Source organism: Tessaracoccus sp. ZS01, from assembly GCF_022342445.1.
Lineage (GTDB): Bacteria > Actinomycetota > Actinomycetes > Propionibacteriales > Propionibacteriaceae > Arachnia.
In genome coordinates this window covers 621,850-639,251 of sequence record NZ_PQFE01000001.1, presented here as the reverse complement: position 1 = coordinate 639,251, position 17,402 = coordinate 621,850, and the positions used below count along the sequence as shown (strand labels likewise).

16 protein-coding genes are annotated in these 17,402 nt (G+C 68.1%); 11 read left to right on the top strand and 5 right to left on the bottom strand.

Annotated features, from left to right (window positions below; translation table 11 throughout):
- Position 1: 1 nt before the first annotated feature.
- The 6 genes from C3E87_RS03065 to C3E87_RS03040 all read left to right on the top strand — a co-directional run bounded on the left by C3E87_RS03065 (position 2) and on the right by C3E87_RS03040 (position 9,047).
- A complete protein-coding gene (locus C3E87_RS03065) occupies positions 2-865 on the top strand; it encodes a carbohydrate ABC transporter permease (protein WP_083665350.1) in 864 nt (287 codons plus the stop codon).
- A 134-nt stretch (positions 866-999) separates the two neighbouring features.
- Positions 1,000-1,902: an ABC transporter ATP-binding protein gene (locus tag C3E87_RS03060; RefSeq protein ID WP_076059082.1), complete on the top strand. Its 903-nt coding sequence runs from the start codon at positions 1,000-1,002 to the stop codon at positions 1,900-1,902.
- Positions 1,899-3,488 (top strand): ABC transporter permease, encoded by a 1,590-nt coding sequence (locus tag C3E87_RS03055; RefSeq protein WP_076059080.1) that lies wholly within the window; start codon positions 1,899-1,901, stop codon positions 3,486-3,488. The genes C3E87_RS03060 and C3E87_RS03055 overlap by 4 nt, the downstream gene beginning before the upstream one ends.
- Before the next feature lie 186 nt (positions 3,489-3,674).
- Positions 3,675-5,414 carry a 2-isopropylmalate synthase gene (gene leuA, locus C3E87_RS03050; RefSeq protein ID WP_076059078.1) on the top strand — a complete coding sequence of 580 codons (1,740 nt, stop codon included), beginning with the start codon at positions 3,675-3,677 and terminating at the stop codon, positions 5,412-5,414.
- Positions 5,415-5,494: 80 nt separating this feature from the next.
- Positions 5,495-8,044 (top strand): RNA helicase, encoded by a 2,550-nt coding sequence (locus tag C3E87_RS03045; protein ID WP_076059076.1) that lies wholly within the window; start codon positions 5,495-5,497, stop codon positions 8,042-8,044.
- Between the two features lie 40 nt (positions 8,045-8,084).
- Complete coding sequence (locus C3E87_RS03040; RefSeq protein ID WP_076059074.1) at positions 8,085-9,047, top strand: acyl-CoA thioesterase; 963 nt, start codon at positions 8,085-8,087, stop codon at positions 9,045-9,047.
- A gap of 3 nt (positions 9,048-9,050) precedes the next feature.
- Here C3E87_RS03040 and C3E87_RS03035 read toward each other — a convergent pair whose 3' ends face one another.
- Positions 9,051-9,821, bottom strand: a complete 771-nt coding sequence (locus tag C3E87_RS03035) for an isoprenyl transferase (protein ID WP_076059072.1) — start codon at positions 9,819-9,821, stop codon at positions 9,051-9,053.
- Positions 9,822-9,846: 25 nt separating this feature from the next.
- Here C3E87_RS03035 and recO point away from each other — a divergent pair, with 25 nt between their 5' ends.
- Both recO and C3E87_RS03025 read left to right on the top strand, forming a co-directional pair.
- Positions 9,847-10,569: a DNA repair protein RecO gene (gene recO, locus C3E87_RS03030; protein WP_076059069.1), complete on the top strand. Its 723-nt coding sequence runs from the start codon at positions 9,847-9,849 to the stop codon at positions 10,567-10,569.
- A gap of 10 nt (positions 10,570-10,579) precedes the next feature.
- Positions 10,580-11,401 (top strand): Cof-type HAD-IIB family hydrolase, encoded by an 822-nt coding sequence (locus tag C3E87_RS03025; RefSeq protein ID WP_076059067.1) that lies wholly within the window; start codon positions 10,580-10,582, stop codon positions 11,399-11,401.
- Here C3E87_RS03025 and C3E87_RS03020 read toward each other — a convergent pair.
- From C3E87_RS03020 to C3E87_RS03005, 4 genes are read right to left on the bottom strand one after another with little or no spacing between them, the layout of a single operon-like run.
- Positions 11,398-11,802, bottom strand: coding sequence for a Fur family transcriptional regulator (locus tag C3E87_RS03020; protein WP_076059064.1), 405 nt, complete (start codon positions 11,800-11,802; stop codon positions 11,398-11,400). The two genes, C3E87_RS03025 and C3E87_RS03020, sit on opposite strands and share 4 nt — an antisense overlap.
- Entirely contained in the window at positions 11,789-12,775 is a 987-nt protein-coding gene (locus C3E87_RS03015; RefSeq protein WP_255697964.1) for a metal ABC transporter permease, read from the bottom strand. The genes C3E87_RS03020 and C3E87_RS03015 overlap by 14 nt, the downstream gene beginning before the upstream one ends.
- Entirely contained in the window at positions 12,772-13,524 is a 753-nt protein-coding gene (locus C3E87_RS03010; protein WP_076059062.1) for a metal ABC transporter ATP-binding protein, read from the bottom strand. The genes C3E87_RS03015 and C3E87_RS03010 overlap by 4 nt, the downstream gene beginning before the upstream one ends.
- A complete protein-coding gene (locus C3E87_RS03005; RefSeq protein ID WP_233120670.1) occupies positions 13,511-14,440 on the bottom strand; it encodes a metal ABC transporter substrate-binding protein in 930 nt (309 codons plus the stop codon). Before C3E87_RS03005 ends, C3E87_RS03010 begins: the two co-directional genes overlap by 14 nt.
- 52 nt (positions 14,441-14,492) lie before the next feature.
- Here C3E87_RS03005 and C3E87_RS03000 point away from each other — a divergent pair, with 52 nt between their 5' ends.
- The 3 genes from C3E87_RS03000 (at position 14,493) to C3E87_RS02990 (ending at position 17,383) form a co-directional block, all read left to right on the top strand.
- Positions 14,493-14,792 carry an antibiotic biosynthesis monooxygenase family protein gene (locus tag C3E87_RS03000; protein WP_076059057.1) on the top strand — a complete coding sequence of 100 codons (300 nt, stop codon included), beginning with the start codon at positions 14,493-14,495 and terminating at the stop codon, positions 14,790-14,792.
- Between the two features lie 64 nt (positions 14,793-14,856).
- Positions 14,857-16,008, top strand: a complete 1,152-nt coding sequence (gene dusB, locus C3E87_RS02995; protein WP_076059054.1) for a tRNA dihydrouridine synthase DusB — start codon at positions 14,857-14,859, stop codon at positions 16,006-16,008.
- A 76-nt stretch (positions 16,009-16,084) separates the two neighbouring features.
- On the top strand, positions 16,085-17,383 hold the full coding sequence (locus C3E87_RS02990; protein WP_076059052.1) for a citrate synthase: 1,299 nt from the start codon (positions 16,085-16,087) through the stop codon (positions 17,381-17,383).
- Positions 17,384-17,402 lie beyond the last annotated feature (19 nt).

Sequence of the window (17,402 nt, the reverse complement as noted above, 5' to 3'; positions counted from 1 at the left end):
CATGGCGAAGGTCAAGTCTGAACACATCCGCGGCGGCATCAACAAGAAGCCGAACCTCGTCGGAATCGTCATCGGCTCCATCCTCGTGGTGCTCTTCTTCGGGTTCCCCTATGCGCTGATGTTCATCACGTCGCTGAAGACACGGCTCGAGGTCACCGACATCCCGCCGGTGTACTTCCCGGAGGAGCCGCGGTGGCAGAACTACATCGACGTGTGGTCCTCGTCGGTCAACCCCGCCTCGTCGCTGCTGTCCACCACGGTGATCGCCCTCGGCGCCACCCTCCTGGTGCTCCTGGTGGCCACCCCGGCCGCCTACTACATCGCACGTTTCCGGTTCCCGGGTCGCATGGTGTTCCTCCTCCTCGTGTTGTGCACGCAGATGCTGCAGCCCACAGTGCTGGCCGTCGGCCTCTTCCAGGAGTTCAAGGGCTGGTCCGGCTACGCGGTCTGGGGGGCGCTGATCCTGATCAACGGCGCGTTCAACCTGTCGTTCGCCATCTGGATCATGCAGGCCTTCTTCGCCTCGGTGCCCAAGGAGGTCGACGAGGCCGCCCTCATCGACGGGCTCGGCAGGCTCCAGACCATGTTCCGCATCTCGCTGCCGCTGGTCTGGCCCGGCATCGTGACGGCCATCGTGTTCGTGTTCGTCAACTCGTGGAACGAGTTCGCCGCGGCCCTCATCCTGGTCCGGCAGAACGACCTCCAGCCGTTGACGGTGTCGATGCCACGCTTTCTCGGTCTCTATGTCCAGGACTGGCAGTACCTCTTCACCGTTGCGCTGGTCGCCATCGTTCCGGTGATCATCCTGTTCTCCTTCATCGAGAAGAGGCTCATCGGCGGCCTCACCGCCGGTTCCGTGAAGTAGCCATCGCCCACAAAGGCACCGCCCCCGCCGGATCGATCGTCCGGCGGGGGCGGTTTTTCATGGGCGGCACGGGCCGGATCGCCTGACCCTAAGCTCGGCATTGAGCCGGCGACGGCCACCTGGGAGGACACCGCATGAGTCACGGGGATGCTGCTATCCGCATTGAAGGCCTCATCAAACGCTTCGGTGCCTTCACTGCGCTGGACGGCCTCGATCTCGAGGTCCGTCGCGGTGAGGTCCACGGATTCCTCGGGCCCAACGGTTCAGGCAAGTCCACCACCATCCGCGTGCTGCTGGGCCTGCTCACCTCCGACGGGGGGCATGCCGAACTGCTCGGGGGAGATCCCTGGCGCGACGTGATCTCCCTCCATCGGCGACTCGCCTACGTCCCCGGAGACGTCTCGCTCTGGCCCGCGCTGACCGGTGGGGAGGCAATCGACCTGCTGGGCAACCTGCGGGGCGGCATCGACCCGACGCGGAGGCAGACGCTGCTGGAGCGGTTCGAACTCGACCCCACGAAGCGGGGGCGCCAGTACTCGAAGGGCAACCGCCAGAAGGTGGCCATCGTCGCGGCGCTCGCGGCCGACGTCGAACTCCTCATCCTCGACGAGCCGACCTCCGGACTGGACCCACTGATGGAGGCGGTCTTCCAGGACGAGATCCAGGCACTCAAGGACCAGGGACGCACGGTCCTGCTGTCCAGCCACATCCTCAGCGAGGTCGAGGCGCTGGCAGACCGGGTGAGCATCATCCGGCAGGGCCGCGTGGTGCAGACCGGCACGCTGGACCAGTTGCAGGGCCTGAACCGGGTGACGATCACCGCCACCCTGGCCAGCAGGCACGCGAACCTCGCGGCGGTGCCGATCCTGCACGAATTGCGCCTGGACGAGCACGGGCGGATGTCGGCCACCGTCGATCCTGCCGACCTCAATGACGCGATGGCGATGCTCCTGGGAATGGGGATCATGGCGCTGAAAGTGTCGCCGGCCTCGTTGGAGGACCTGTTCCTGAGCCACTACGGGGAGTCCCTGGCATGAACGGGGCCCTGACCGGGGCGCGTCCGCTGCTGAAGGTGTCGCTGAGGCAGGACGCCCACAACTTCGCACCCTGGGTGATGTTGATCTCGGTGCTCTCGGCCACCTCGATCCTGGGTTACCGCTGGGTCTTCCCGGACGAGCCGGACCGCGTGGCACTGGCCACCGCGGTGGGGGCCAATCCCGCGTTGGAGCTCATCTTCGGACAGGCTCGGGACCTCTTGACCAACGATGGCTTCAACGCGTGGCGCGCGGGAGGACTGGGGGCGTTCTTCGCCGGCCTGATGGCGATCCTGATCGTGGTGCGCAACAGCCGCGCGGACGAGGACTCCGGACGGGCAGAGCTGATCGCATCGGGTGTCATCACGCGCCGGGCGAGACTCGCGGTGGCGGTGGGCATCGCCGGCGTGGCGTCGGTGCTGCTCTTCGTGGTCTGCTTCCTCCTCACCTGGGCCTCAGGCGGTGACGTGGTGCCCACGCTCCTGCTGTCGGCGACGTTCTCGGCCTCGGCGCTGATGTTCGCCGGGGTGGGGGCGGTCGCGGCGCAACTGGGCGGCGACGCCCGCACCGCCAGCACCATCGCCATTGCCGTGCTGGGCGGCGCCTACGTGCTGCGGGGCTACCTCGGTATGAGCGGGGCGGGCGACTGGACCGAGTGGTTGACGCCGTTCGGCTGGCTCGCGCTGACCCGCCCGTCCACCGACAACGACCCGTTACCGCTCCTGGCGGCCCTCGCGTTGACGGCGGTGCTGCTGGCGGTGGCGATGGTCCTGCAGGACCGCCGGGACCTGGGCCTCGGCATCGTGGCGCAGCGGCCCGGAAGGGCCTCCGCCCCGAGGCTCACCGTCGACAACCTGACACTGCGCCTCCACCGGACGCCGCTGATCGTCTGGCTCCTGGCGCTCGGCTCCCTGGGTTCGGTGTGGGGAAGTCTCGTGTCCTCCGTGGACGAGGTGATCGGTGAGAACCCGGCCATGGCGAAGTTCATCGCGGCGGGGGCTCTCGACGTGGAGCAGCTCAGCTTCGCCTTCGTGGTGACGATCCTCAACCTCATCGGCATCCTCGCCGCCATCGTGGGTGCCCAGGTGATCATGCGGGTCTATGTGGAGGAGATGGAGGATCGCGTCGAACCGTTGCTGGCGGGGGCGGTGACCCGCTGGTGTTTCCTGGCCGGTCCGGTCGCCGTCGCGCTGGGCGTCAGCGCTCTCGCGACCATGGTGGCAGGGACGGGCCTCGGGCTGGTGGCGTCGGCCGGGGACGGCGGCATCGCCTTCACAGACGTGCTCCTGCAGGCTCTGGTCAGCGTGCCGGCGGTGTGGCTCATGGTCGCTGTCTCCGTCGCTGCGGTGGGTGCCCGTCCCGCCGCCAGGATGGCGGGCTGGGGAGTCATTGTGGCGACGTTCGGCATCACGCTGCTGGGACCGACCTTCGACTTCCCGGACTGGGCCATGGCGGTGAGCCCGCTCTATCACGTGCCCAACGTGGTGGCCGACGATCCGGGCTGGGGCTCGCTGGTGGGTCTGGGCGCTGTGCTGATGGTGTTGCTGGCAATCGGCTTCGCCGGGTTCCGGCGTCGCGACGTGCAGTGACGGATGGTCCCACTCGCGGAATGGAAGCTCTCTGATCTGTGGCAGGGGAGTGCTATTGTGACGCTCGTGGCATGGCAGACCCTCCTCCTTGGCTGCCGCAGCGAGGCCCAGAATTTCTGAGCCGGATCTCCTCGCTGCGGTGCTTCGTCGTGTCTGGCACCTGAACCCCAGCCCAGGAGAGTTTCAATGATTGAGATCAACCACCGCAAGCAGCCCAAGCCTGTTCAGCAGCCCACGGGCATGCCGGTGCACCGCTACACCCCCTTCGTGCCGGTCGACGTACCGGACCGCACCTGGCCGTCCAAGAGGATCGATAAGGCGCCGCGCTGGCTGTCCACGGACCTGCGTGACGGCAACCAGGCCCTCATCGACCCGATGACACCCTCGCGCAAGATGCGCATGTTCGAACTGCTGGTCGAGATCGGCTACAAGGAGATCGAGATCGGTTTCCCGTCGGCCTCCCAGACGGATTTCGACTTCGTGCGGCAACTCATCGAAGAGGACCGCGTGCCCGAGGACGTGACCATCTCGGTGCTGACCCAGGCGCGCGAGGATCTCATCAGCCGCACCGCTGAATCGCTGGTCGGCGCCAACCGCGCCACCATCCACATGTACAACGCCACCGCGGAGCTGTTCCGCAACGTGGTCTTCCGCATGTCCGAAGAGGAATGCGTGGAGATGGCGCGGCGCGGTACCGGGATGGTGATGAAGTACGCCGACAAGTACCTGCGCGACGTGCAGTTCGGCTACCAGTACTCGCCGGAGATCTTCACCCAGACGCCCACGGACTTCGCCGTCGAGGTCTGCAACAACGTGGCGGACGTCTGGCAGCCCGGAGAGGGTCGCGAGATCATCTTCAACCTGCCGGCCACCGTCGAGCGGTCCACGCCCAACACGTACGCGGACCAGATCGAGTACTTCATCCGCAACGTGAAGAACCGTGAGCACGTGGCCGTCTCGCTGCACCCGCACAACGACCGCGGCACGGCCGTCGCCGCCGCGGAGCTCGGCCAGATGGCGGGCGCCGACCGCGTCGAGGGCTGCCTGTTCGGCCACGGCGAGCGCACGGGCAACGTCGACCTGGTCACGCTGGCCCTGAACCTGTACACGCAGGGCGTGGACCCGGAACTGGACCTGCACGACATCGACCATGTCCGGCGCACCGTCGAGTACTGCACCGGCCTGCCGGTGCACCCGCGGCACCCCTACGCGGGTGACTTGGTCTACACCGCGTTCTCCGGCTCCCACCAGGACGCCATCAAGAAGGGCCTGGAGCACCTCGAGAACCTGGCCGACGAAGCAGGCAAAGAGGTCACGGAGATGCCCTGGGAGGCGCCGTACCTGCCGATCGACCCGCATGATGTGGGCCGCACGTACGAGGCGGTCATCCGCGTCAACTCGCAGTCGGGCAAGGGCGGCATGGCCTACCTGATGAAGTCCGAGTTCAAGCTGGACCTCCCGCGTCGCCTGCAGATCGAGTTCAGCCGCGCCGTTCAACAGCACACTGAGGCCACCGGCAGCGAGGTCACCCCGCAGGAGATCTTCGACATCTTCATGTCCGAGTACCTCGGAGAGGGCCCGTGGCGGCTGACCAGCGCCGGCACCACGTCGAGCAACGGCAGCTTCGTCGTGCACGCAACGGTGGACGGCCCCGGCCGGACCGCCGTCGAGATCACCGGCGAGGGCAACGGCCCGGTGTCGGCGTTCGTCGACGGTCTGGTCGAGGCCGGCGCCCACGTGCGGGTGCTGGACTACACCGAGCACGCCCTGGATTCGGGCGGCGACGCCCAGGCCGCCGCGTACGTCGAGTGCGAGATCGGCGAGGGTGACGACGCCGAGGTGCTGTGGGGCGTCGGGATCGACCCCTCGATCACGAGCGCCTCGATGAAGGCGATCCTGAGCGCCCTCAACCGCTCCGCCCGCTGACGCTTGTGAGGCCCGCGAACCCCCGAGGTTCGCGGGCCTCGCGCAGCTGGACAGGGTGAGCATCGGGTAGGTTGGCACGCATGCCGAAACTCACCGACCCTGTAGCCGGTGACGCCGACTCCCTCTACGAGCACTTCACGGCCTGGGCCGAGAGCCAGTCCATCTCGCTGTATCCGCATCAGGAGGAATCGGCGATCGAGTTGTTCTCCGGCAACAACCTCATCCTCGCCACCCCCACCGGTTCGGGGAAATCGCTGGTGGCGATCGCGGCGCACTTCGCCGCGCTGAACACCGACAGGGTGAGCTTCTACACAGCGCCCATCAAGGCGCTGGTGAGCGAGAAGTTCTTCGCCCTGTGCCAGGTCTTCGGAGCAGACAACGTCGGCATGGTCACCGGCGACGCGTCCGTCAACGCCGACGCCCCCATCATCTGCTGCACGGCTGAGGTGCTGGCCAACATCGCGCTGCGTGAGGGCAGGAACGCCGACGTCGGCCTGGTCATCGCAGACGAGTTCCACTTCTACTCGGAGCCGGACCGCGGATGGGCCTGGCAGGTGCCGCTGCTGGAGCTGCCGCAGGCGCAGTTCCTGCTGATGAGCGCCACGCTTGGCGACGTGGACCGGCTCATGGAGCAGCTCTCCGAGCGGTCCGGTCGCAGCACCAGCATCATCGATGATGCAGAGCGCCCCGTCCCCCTCATCTTCGAATGGTCGCTGACGCCCATGCAGGAGAAGGTCACAGACCTGGTGCACGAACAGAAGGCGCCCGTGTACATCGTCCACTTCACCCAGGCCGATGCGCTGGAACGGGCCCAGGGCCTGCTCAGCCTCAACTTCATCACCAAGCACGAGGCGGAACGCATCCAGGAGGAGATCGGGGCCTTCCGGTTCGGGCCCGGCTTCGGGAAGATCCTGTCCGGGCTGGTCAGGCGCGGGATCGGAGTGCACCACGCCGGCATGCTGCCCAAGTACCGCCGCCTCGTGGAGCAACTGGCCCAGACCGGCCTGCTCAAGGTCATCTGCGGCACCGACACCCTCGGCGTCGGCATCAACGTGCCCATCCGCACCGTCCTGTTCACCGGGTTGAGCAAATACGACGGCAACCGCGTCCGCAGGCTGCGCTCACGCGAGTTCCACCAGATCGCGGGGCGCGCGGGCCGGGCCGGTTTCGACACCGTCGGGTTCGTCGTCGTCCAGGCGCCTGAGCACGTCATCGAGAACGAGCGCGCGCTCGCCAAGGCGGGCGACGACGAGAAGAAGCGGCGCAGGGTCGTGCGCCGCAAGCCGCCTGAGGGTTTCGTCGGCTGGAACGACGAGGTCTACGAGAAGATCATCGTGGCGGAGCCGGAGAACCTCGTCTCCCGCATGCAGGTCACCCATTCGACCATCCTCAACATCGCACAGCGACCGGGGAACGGGTACGAGGCGATGGTGCACCTCATCGAGTCCAGCCATGAGGGGCGCGAGCGCAAGAAGGCCCTCCGCCGTCGTGCCCTGGTGCTGACGAAGGGCCTGCTGAACTCCGGCGTGCTCGTCAAGCGCGCCGAGCCAGACGCGACGGGTAATTGGTGCGAGCTGGGGGAGGGTGTCAGCGAGAACTTCGCGCTGAACCAGCCGCTGGCACCGTTCGCCGTCGCCTCGCTGGAACTCCTCGACCCGGATTCCCCCACCTACCACCTGGATGTCGTCTCCGTGATGGAGGCGGTGTTGGAGGACCCGTTCCACGTGCTGCTCGGGCAGCAGCACGTCGCCCGCGGCGAGGCCATCGCGCAGATGAAGGCCGACGGCATCGAGTACGACCAGCGCATGGAACTCCTGGAGGAGGTGACCTGGCCCAAGCCGCTGGCCGAACTCCTGGAGGCCGCCTTCGAGCTGTACGCCGGCGCCCACCCCTGGGTCGACCCGACGGGGCTTTCGCCCAAGTCCGTGGTGCGCGACATGTGGGAGCGGGCGATGAACTTCACCCAGCTCATCTCCGTGTACAAGCTGCAGCGCAGCGAGGGCACGGTACTGCGCTACCTCACGGATGCCTACCGGATCCTCCGCCACACCGTGCCTGACGAGTACCGCACCGAGCAGTTCGACGACCTCGTTGAGTGGCTGGGGGAGACGGTGCGCCAGACGGACTCGTCGCTGCTCGACGAATGGGAATCCCTCACGGACCCCGACAAGGTGGCTGCCGCGGCCGCCCTGGCCGCCCAGGGTGCGCCGCCGCCCCCGCCCCGTCCGGTGACGGGCAACGAGCGCGCGTTCACCGCGATGATCCGCACGGCGATGTTCCGGCGGGTCGAGTTGGTCGCCGCAGACAACTGGGAGGGGCTGGGCAGCCTCGACGAGGCCGCCGCCGCACTGACGGAGCCCCCCATGCCGGTCCTGATGAGCCGCGACGACTGGGACGAGGCCCTCGCCCTCTACTGGGACGACTACGACGACGTGCTGCTCGACGGCGACGCCCGCGGGCCGGACCTCTTCCGGCTGGAGAAGGGCAAGGACGTCTGGAAGGTGACCCAGGTCATCCATGACCCCGACGGCAACCACGACTGGCGGATCGCTGCCGAGGTGGATCTGGCCGCCAGCGACGCCGTCGGTGTCGCGGTTGTCCGCACCACGGAATTCGCGCGGTTCGGCTGAGCGAAGAGGGCTAGGCTCAGCGTCGGGACAAGGAGTGCCGATGAATGATCAACGACGCGGTGTGACGCTGCGCTTCCTGGCGGAGCCGTTCGACGCCAACGTGCGCGGCGTGATGGACGCCGGCAAGGTGCTCGAATGGATCGACAAGGCTGGCTATGCCGCGGCCGTCGGGTGGGCGGGCACCTTCGCCGTCACCGGCTACGTCGGCAACACCCACTTCGTGAAGCCCATCCGCGTGGGCGACCTCGTCGTCGTGCAGGCGCGCGTGGTCTACACCGGCACCACGTCGATGCAGATCGTGTGCACCGTCACCAGCGGCGACCCGCGCTCGGCGGAACGGGTGCTCAACACCCAGTGCATCCTGCAGTTCGTGGCGATGGAGAATGACAAGCCGGTGCGCGTGCCGAAGTTCTTCCCCCAGGACGACTGGGAGCTCGAGCAGCACGCCCGCGCCGTCGAACTCAACGCGGCACGACGGGCCATCGAGGCCGACATGCGCGCCCAGATCTACAGCGACGAGACCGAGGTCTGCCGCGAGACGCTGCGCTTCCTCGCCGCTCCCACAGATGTGAACTGGGGCGGCAAGGTGCACGGCGGCTACGTGATGGCCTGGATCGACACCGCGGCCCGCGTCGTGGCGGAGCGCTGGCACGCCGGCCCGGTGGCGTCGGTGTACGCCGGCGGCGTCCGGTTCTACCGGCCGATGTTCATCGGCGACCTCGTGGAGGTCGACGCCAGGCTCATCCACACCGGCAACACCAGCATGCACGTGTCGATCTCCGTGCGGTCCGGCGACCCCCGCACCCGTGAGCTGCGCGAGACCACACACTGCACGTTCGTGTACTGCGGAGTGGACGCGGAGGGCCGCAAGCGGCCCGTGCCGTCCTGGGAGCCGAAGCTGCTCGGCGACATCGCGCTGGACGAGCATGCCAAGAAGGTCATCGAGCTGCGCCGGCAGTTGCTCCGCCCTCTCCCGAGGGAGTTCCCCCCGGACTTCGAGTGAGGCTCAGGCGCTGCCGAACCGCCGGTCGCGGGAGACGTACTGCTCGACGGCGGCCCAGAGGTCGCGGCGGCTGAAATCCGGCCAGAGGCGGTCCAGGAAGATGAACTCGGCGTAGGCCGACTGCCACAACAGGAAGTTCGAGATCCGCTGCTCGCCGGAGGAGCGCAGGAACAGGTCGACGTCCGGGATCTCCGGCTCGTCCAGGAACTTCTGGAACCGGTCCTCGGTGAGCCTGTCGGGGTCGAGCTTCCCGTCCCGGGCCAGCCGTGCGATCTCGCGGGCGGCGTCGACGATCTCGGCCCGGCCACCGTAGTTGACGCAGAACTGCAGCGTCAGCGTCGTGTTGTGCCGGCTCATCTCCTCGGCGACCTCGAGTTCTTTGACGACCGATCCCCACAGCCGGGGGCGCCGCCCCGCCCAGCGGATGCGCACCCCCAACTCGTTCAACTCGTCTCGACGACGGTGGATGACGTCGCGGTTGAAGCCCATCAGGTAGCGCACCTCGTCGGGGGAGCGCTTCCAGTTCTCCGTGGAGAACGCGTAGGCCGACAGGTACGGGATGCCGATCTCGATGGCGCCGTGGATCACGTCCAGCAGCGACGCCTCGCCCATCGCGTGGCCCTCGGTGCGTTTCAGCCCGCGCTGCTTCGCCCAGCGGCCGTTGCCGTCCATCACGATCGCGACGTGGCGGGGGAGGGCCTGCTTCGGCAGCTGTGGTGGGGTGGCACCGCTGGGATGCGGGGTGGGGCGACGGCGGGGCTCGGGCACGGGCACGAGACTACCGGCCTATCATCGTGGTGTGCCCACCTACCGTGACGAAGCAGTGGTGCTGCGGACCCACCAGCTTGGTGAGGCCGACCGCATCATCACGTTCCTCACGCGCCGCAACGGCAAGATCCGGGCGGTGGCCAAGGGCATCCGGAAGACGTCGAGCCGCTTCGGTGGCCGGTTGGAGCCCTACTGCCAGGTGGACATCCAGTTCGCGGAGGGCCGCGGCTCGCTGGAGGTGGTGACCCAGGTCGAGGCGATGCACGTCAGCAGGCTCGCGGCTGACTACTCGCGCTTCACGGCGGCCGAGGTCCTTGTCGAGACCGCTGACCGGCTCGTGTCCGAAGAGGGTAGCCCAGCCGTCCAGCAGTACCGGCTGCTGGCCGGTGCCCTGAGGGCGCTGGAAGACCCCCAGCGGCCGTATCCCCTGGTGGTGGACTCCTATCTGCTCCGGTCCCTCGCGGTGGCCGGTTACGCCGTCTCGACGGTGCGCTGCGCCGGCTGCGACAACGCCGAGGTGCGCTGGTTCTCGCCCCAGAGCGGCGGGGCCGTGTGCACCGCGTGCCGGACGTCCGGCTCAGCACCCTTGGAGGAAGGGGCGGCCGTCCACCTGGGCGCGCTGCTCGCGGGCGACTGGGCCACGGCCACGGCCACGGACGTGGGCACCGCCAAGAGTGTGGACGGCATGGTGGTCGCGTACGCCACCTGGCACCTTGACCGTGCGCTCAGATCGTTGCCGTATTTCGAACGGTAGGGTCTGGGCCATGGCACGACTCCTGGCGACCGACGTCGACGGCACCCTGATCACGACGGCGCACCAGATCTCCGAGCGGACCCGCGCCGCTTTCCGCGCGGCCAAGGACGCAGGCCTCGAGGTGATCGCGATCTCGGGGCGCCAGCCCTACTCCATCGCTGCCATCGTCCAGGGCACTGCCCTCGACGGTGACGCGATCGGCTCCAACGGGGCGGTGGCGATGAACCTCAACTCACGCGAGGTGCACTTCGAGGAGACGATGGAACTCTCCTCCCAGCGGGAGATCGCTGACCGGCTGCTGGAGCTGTTCCCGGGCATCAAGCTGGTGTCGGTTCGTTCGGCAGGCGACTCGTACATGGCCGAAGAGGGCTACCCGGGGCTCCAGGATCTCGGCGCCTGGGAGACGCGGTGGCCGGTTCGCCACTGGTACGGCCCACGCGAGGAGGTGCTGGCCGAGGCCTCACTGAAGTTGGTGGTGCGTGACGACGCGATCCTGCCCGACCACCTGCTCGCCGCCGCACGCGCCCTCCGGGTGCCCGGCTGCCACCCGACGACGTCGGGTGCTCCCTTCCTCGAGGTAGGGCCCGACGGCGTGACGAAGGCCAGCGCGTTGGAGCGCTACTGCGCAGCACGGGGGATCGACCGCAGCGACGTCGTCGTCTTCGGCGACAACATCAACGACCTGGAGATGTTGCGCTGGGCCGGGCTGGGGGTGGCCATGGCCAACGGCGAGCCCGAGGCCCGCACCGCTGCAGACCACGTGACCTTGAGCAACGACGACGACGGGGTCGCCGTCGTGATCGAGGAGATCCTCGCCTCTGCCGGGGGCTAGGAACAGTCGCGGCAGAGGCCGAATATCTCCAGTTCGTGCCCGGCGTCGGTGAAGCCGTGCTTGCGCGCCATCAGCGCCGCCCACTCCTCCACCTCGTCGGCCTGGATCTCCACCGAGTGGCCGCAGGAGCGGCACACCAGGTGGTGGTGGTGACCGGAGGAGCAGGCCCGGTAGGCCAGTTCGCCCTCGGGGGTGCGCAGCACGTCCACCTCGTCGGCGTCCGCCATCGACTGCAACGCCCGGTACACGGTGGCCAGGCCCACCTTGGCGCCGTCGTCGCGGAGGAGGTCGTGCACCTGTTGAGCGGTGCGGAACTCCTCGACGCGCTCCATGAGGTCGCGCACCGCGGCGCGCTGCCAGGTCTGGCGGGTGCCGGCGCGGGGGGCGTCAGTGCTCGTCATAGTGGTCTCCGTGGCGGGCGTGGCGGTGGCCGTCGTGGACGAAGTCCAGGTGGTCGCCATGCTGGATCACCTGGACGCCCGGCTGGCGGGCATGGCGGTCGTCGTGGGTCTCGGCCTTCTCGTGCGGGTGCTGGCCGTGGTCCTCGACGTAGGGGATGAAGCGGTTGGACCGTTTGAGCTTGCCTCCCACGAGCCACGACACGCCCAGCAGCGCGATCGAGGTCACGACGATGGTGGCGCCGGTGGCGGTGTCCAGGTAGAACGAACCAACGGTGCCGCCCACCGCCGCCAGTGCGCCGATGCCCATCGCGCCGAAGAAGGAGGCGGTGAAGCCCACGAACGACTGCTGGGCCGTGGCCACGGGGATGACCATCAGGGCGCTGATGAGGAGGAGCCCGACGGTGCGCATCGAGACCGTCACGGTGACGGCGGCGAGGACCACCACGAGCAGGTTCAGCCACTTCACCCTGATGCCGAGCACCTGGGCGTAGTTCTCGTCGACCGACACGGCGAACAGCCGGGGGGCCAGCGTGATGGTGATGCCCAGGATGAGCACCGCAAGCGCGATGATGACGTAGATCTCCGTCTGGCTGACGGACGTGAGCGAGCCGAAGAGGAAGCCCGAGAGGCCGGCGGCGCCCTGACCGGCGATGCCGGCCATCAGCACGCCGGAGGCGAGGCCGCCGTAGAACAGGATGGCCAGCGCCAGGTCACCCGACGCCTTGCCGTGCTGGCGTAGCAGTTCGACGACGATCGCACCGATGACGCAGGTGACCACGGCGATGGGCAGGGGGGCGCTCCCGGTCATGAGCGCGAGGCCCACGCCCATGATGGCGACGTGGCCGAGCCCGTCGCCCAGGAGGCTCATCTTGCGCTGCACGATGAAGGTGCCGATCGCGGGCGCGATGAGGCCGCTCAGCATGGCGGCGACGAGCGCGCGCTGCATGAACGGCAGCGAGAGGATGTCGATCATGCGAGCACTCCTGACAGGGGGTCCTCGACGCCGAACACCGAGGCGGGGGCCAGGTCTGGCGCGCATTCAGCGGCCGACGGGTGTTCGTCGTCCACGACGCGGCCGTCGCAGAGCGTCACGGAGCGGCTGAGGATGGGCTCCATGTAGCCGCGTTCGTGCAGGACCACCAGGAGCGCCAAGCCGTCGTCGCGCAGGCGGCTCAGCAACGAGGCCATGCCGGACTGGCTGTGGAGGTCGACCCCTGCGAGGGGTTCGTCCATCACCAGCAGATCGGGATGAGATGCCAGGGCGCGGGCAATGAGAACCCGCTGCTTCTGGCCCCCCGACAACGATCCGAACGGCCAGTGCATCCGCTCCTGCAGCCCCACGAGTTCGAGGGCCTCGTCGAGCGCCACCTTGTCCTTGCGCGTCAACCACTGGAACGGCCTGCGGTGCGCCAAGCGGCCGGAGGACGCGATCTCTCGGACCGTGGCGTTGGGGACGCTGATGGCCGAGTGTTGCGGCACGTAGCCGACGCGCCACCAATCGCGGAAACCGGGGAGGTGCTCGCCGAAGAGTTCGACGGAGCCTTCCTGGTAGGGGACCAGACCCAGCAGGGTCTTGACCAGGGTGGATTTGCCGGAGCCGTTGCCGCCGAGCAGCGCGACGGCCTCGCCGCTGTCCACGTGGATGTTCACGTCCCGCAGGATGGGCATGCCGCCCATCGAGACGAAGAGCCCCCGTGCGTCGAGAGGGTCAGTTGCAGTCATTGGCACTCCTCAGCGCCTCCAGATTGGCGCGCATGATGGAAGGGTAGTCGTCGCCCGGTGATTCCTCAGTGACGCCTTCGAGGGGATCCAGCACGGCGGTCTTCAACCCGAGGTCGCCGGAGATCGACTTCGCCATGGCATCCGAGGTGAGGGTCTCGAAGAAGATGGTGGTCACGCCGTGCCGCTTCGCCTCCTCATGGACCTCCGCGATCCGTGCGGGGGAGGGCTCGCCGTCGGGGTTGATCCCCGAGATGCCGATCTCCTCGAGGTCGTAGCGTTCGGCCAGGTAGTTGAACGCCGCGTGGGTGGTGATGAATTCACGGCGAACGCACTCGCTCAGGCCTGTCGAGTACTCCTCGTCGAGGGCCTTCAGTTCTTCGACGGCGGACGCTGCGTTGGCCCGATAGGTGTCGGCCTGTTCGGGGGATGCTTCGGCGAGGCGCTCGGCGATGGCCTCGACGACGGTGCCCATCCGCTCGGGATCGAGCCAGAAGTGGGGGTCGAGGTCGCCGTGCTCGTCCTCGGCCTCATCGTGGCCATGGGCTTCGGCGATGGGGGCCAGTTCGATCACGTCGGTCACGTCGAGTGCCCGTTCGCTCCCTGTCTGCGCGACGGCGGTGTCGACCTCGGGCTGGAATCCCTCGAGGTACACCACGACGTCGGACTCGGTCAGCGAGGCGATCTGGCGCGGCGTGAGTTCGAGGCCGTGGGCCTCGCCACCCGGCTTGGTGAGCACCTCGACGGTGCCTTCGGCCTCGCCCAGCACCTGCTCCGTCGCCCACTGCAACGGGTAGAACGCCGCGATCACAGTGGGGCCCTCACCGCCTGCGCTGCCGGAGGAGGGCGAACCGCAGGCGGTGAGGACGAGGGCGGTGGCTGCGGCGGCAGCCAGGGAGGTGCGGAGCTTCACGTTCATGAGAACCATTATCAACAGCGGGGGGTGATGAGTCAAACGGTACGGTGGCACCATGCTCGCCATCAGTCGCTTCTCGTCACCCGGCCCGTCCTTTGCCGCGGACGCCGCCGGCGCCGTCGAGTGGTGGTCCCAGCGGCCCGGCTGTCTCAGCATGGACCTGGTGCAGAACCTCGACGAACCTGAGTTGTGGGCACTGGTCTCGCGGTGGGAGTCGGTGGGCGCCTACCGCCGCTCCTTCAACGGCTTCGACGCCAAGATGCTGCTCACGCCGCTGCTCTCGCAGGCCCTGGACGAGCCCAGCGCGTACCTGCCGCCTGGGGAACTGGGGGAGAACGTTCCCCGGGGCCTCTGACTTTCGGCAGACCGGAGGGGCGCGGTTAGACTGGTCCGTCGCCGACCCCGAGGACCCCAGCCACATGACCGTCACTGCCGCCCCCCTCCGTCTGCATGCGCCGAGCAAACGAGACGCCGTCGTCGTCGAGTTGCCGGTCGTGCTGGCGCCGATGGCCGGTGTGACCAACGCGGCCTACCGGCAACTGTGCCGGGAGCAGGGCGCTGGCCTGTACGTCTGCGAGATGATCACCTCCCGCGGCCTGGTCGTCGGTGACCAGAAGACCCGCGACATGCTGCAGTTCGACCCCGGGGAGACCACGCGCTCCGTGCAGCTCTACGGGGTGGACGCAGACGCCATGGCCGGTGCCGCGCGCGTCCTGATCCACGAGCACAGCGTGGACCACATCGACCTCAACTTCGGCTGCCCCGTGCCCAAGGTGACCCGCAAGGGCGGCGGCGGAGTGCTGCCCTACAAGCGCGACCGCCTCCGCGCCATCGTCCGCGAAACAGTCAGGGCAGCGGACGAGTTCGGCGTGCCGGTGACCATCAAGACGCGCATCGGCATCGACCAGGACCACGAGACCTTCCTCGACGCCGGCCGCATCGCACAGGAAGAGGGAGCGGCCGCCATCGCCCTGCATGGGCGCACGGTGCAGCAGGCGTACTCGGGCGAGGCGGACTGGGCCCGGATCAAGGAACTCGTCGACGAGGTCGACATCCCCGTGCTGGGCAACGGCGACATCTGGGAGGCCGAGGACGCCCTGCGCATGATGGCCGAGACGGGCTGCGACGGCGTGGTCATCGGCCGCGGCTGCCTGGGGCGGCCCTGGCTCTTCGGCGACCTGGCGGCCGCGTTCCGCGGGGAGGGCCAGCGCCTGCGTCCCTCATTGGGCGAGGTGGGTCAGATGCTCCTGCGGCACGCCGAACTGCTCACGCGGGTGATGGGTCCCCGCGGCATCGTCGACTTGCGCAAGCACATGGCGTGGTACTTCAAGGGCTATCCGGTGGGCGAGCTCCGCCGCCGGTTCGCCATGGTGTCCTCGATGGCAGAACTCGAAGAACTGGTCGGGATGCTGGACGCCGGTGCGGAGTTCCCGGTGGCCGAACTCGGCACCCCGCGTGGGCGCCAGGGATCACCCCGGGGCAAGGTCGTGCTCCCGCACGGCTGGTACGACGACACCTCGGGTTGCGACCTGGATCTGTCCGAGGCGGAACTGGACGTTTCAGGCGGTTAGTCCCACCCCCGGTGAGCCCGCACGGGCGTCTTCTGTAGGTTTGACGCACCCGGCCCTCCTCCAGGGGGCTCTGGACATGGAGGTGCCCATGCAGGAGTACGCCACCATCACGATCGACGGTGCCGAGCACCGGCTGCCGATCGTCACCGGCACAGAGGGGGAGCGCGCGATCGACATCGCGCACCTCAGGCAGGACACCGGCCTCATCACCCTGGACCCGGGGTACGCGAACACCGGCTCGGCGCAGTCGGCCATCACCTTCATCGACGGGGAGAAGGGCATCCTGCGCTACCGCGGCGTGCCGATCGAAGACCTGGCCGAGCGCTCGAGCTTCATCGAGACCGCCGAACTGCTGATCTTCGGCGAACTCCCCGACGAGGACGAACGCGCCAACTTCCGATCGCTGCTCACGGAGAACTCCGCGCTGCACCGCGACATGCGCAAGCACTTCGACGGATTCCCGGTCAACGCGCACCCGATGAGCATCCTGTCGTCGATGATCAACGCCCTGCAGGCCCACGACATGCCGGAGCACGGCTTCACCACCGGCAACGGTTTCCGTGAGGCGGCCGCGAATCTGCTCGCGAAGACCCGCACCATCGCCGCCGCGTCCTACAAGTCGCACGTCGGCCAACCCATCGCCTACCCCCGCTACGATCTGCCGTACGCAGAGAACTTCCTCCACATGATGTTCTCGGTGCCGTACCGCGACTATGAGCCCACCCCCGAAGTGGCCCACGCGCTCAACATGTTCCTCGTCCTGCACGCGGACCACGAGCAGAACTGCTCCACGTCGACGGTCCGCATGGTGGCGTCCTCAGGCGCCAACCTGTACGCGGCCGTCTCGGCCGGCGTGAACGCGCTCTGGGGCCCGCTGCACGGCGGCGCCAACATGGGCGTGATCGACATGTTGGAGCAGATCAACGAGGGGTCCTGGACGGCCAAGCAGTACGTCGACCGCGCCAAGGACAAGAAGTCCGGCATCAAACTCATGGGCTTCGGGCATCGGGTCTACCGCAACTTCGACCCGCGGGCCAAGATCCTCAAGGAGGCCGCGGACAAGCTCCTCGACGCCATGCACATCGACGACCCCCTGTTGGACATCGCCCGGGAGGTGGAACAGGCGGCGCTGACCGACGAGTACTTCGCCTCCCGCAGGCTGTACCCGAACGTCGACTTCTACTCCGGCATCATCCTGCGTGCCATCGGCATCCCGGTGGACATGTTCACCGTGCTGTTCGCCATCGGACGCACGCCAGGGTGGATCGCGCACTGGAAGGAAGTCACCGACGACGCCAAGCAGCGGATCTACCGGCCCCGGCAGGTCTACGTCGGCCCCCAGTTGTCGCAGTGGGTGCCGCGCAACGAGCGCTGATCGGTCGGCTGCCCACCAG

Excerpts from the sequence above, each read along its gene's own strand:
- C3E87_RS03065 (WP_083665350.1), top strand. The coding sequence starts at position 2 with ATGGCGAAGGTCAAGTCTGAACACATCCGCGGCGGCATCAACAAGAAG.
- C3E87_RS03060 (WP_076059082.1), top strand. The coding sequence starts at position 1,000 with ATGAGTCACGGGGATGCTGCTATCCGCATTGAAGGCCTCATCAAACGC.
- C3E87_RS03055 (WP_076059080.1), top strand. The coding sequence starts at position 1,899 with ATGAACGGGGCCCTGACCGGGGCGCGTCCGCTGCTGAAGGTGTCGCTG.
- leuA (WP_076059078.1), top strand. The coding sequence starts at position 3,675 with ATGATTGAGATCAACCACCGCAAGCAGCCCAAGCCTGTTCAGCAGCCC.
- C3E87_RS03045 (WP_076059076.1), top strand. The coding sequence starts at position 5,495 with ATGCCGAAACTCACCGACCCTGTAGCCGGTGACGCCGACTCCCTCTAC.
- C3E87_RS03040 (WP_076059074.1), top strand. The coding sequence starts at position 8,085 with ATGAATGATCAACGACGCGGTGTGACGCTGCGCTTCCTGGCGGAGCCG.
- C3E87_RS03025 (WP_076059067.1), top strand. The coding sequence starts at position 10,580 with ATGGCACGACTCCTGGCGACCGACGTCGACGGCACCCTGATCACGACG.
- C3E87_RS03020 (WP_076059064.1), bottom strand. The coding sequence starts at position 11,802 with ATGACGAGCACTGACGCCCCCCGCGCCGGCACCCGCCAGACCTGGCAG.
- C3E87_RS03015 (WP_255697964.1), bottom strand. The coding sequence starts at position 12,775 with ATGATCGACATCCTCTCGCTGCCGTTCATGCAGCGCGCGCTCGTCGCC.
- C3E87_RS03010 (WP_076059062.1), bottom strand. The coding sequence starts at position 13,524 with ATGACTGCAACTGACCCTCTCGACGCACGGGGGCTCTTCGTCTCGATG.
- C3E87_RS03005 (WP_233120670.1), bottom strand. The coding sequence starts at position 14,440 with ATGAACGTGAAGCTCCGCACCTCCCTGGCTGCCGCCGCAGCCACCGCC.
- C3E87_RS03000 (WP_076059057.1), top strand. The coding sequence starts at position 14,493 with ATGCTCGCCATCAGTCGCTTCTCGTCACCCGGCCCGTCCTTTGCCGCG.
- dusB (WP_076059054.1), top strand. The coding sequence starts at position 14,857 with ATGACCGTCACTGCCGCCCCCCTCCGTCTGCATGCGCCGAGCAAACGA.
- C3E87_RS02990 (WP_076059052.1), top strand. The coding sequence starts at position 16,085 with ATGGAGGTGCCCATGCAGGAGTACGCCACCATCACGATCGACGGTGCC.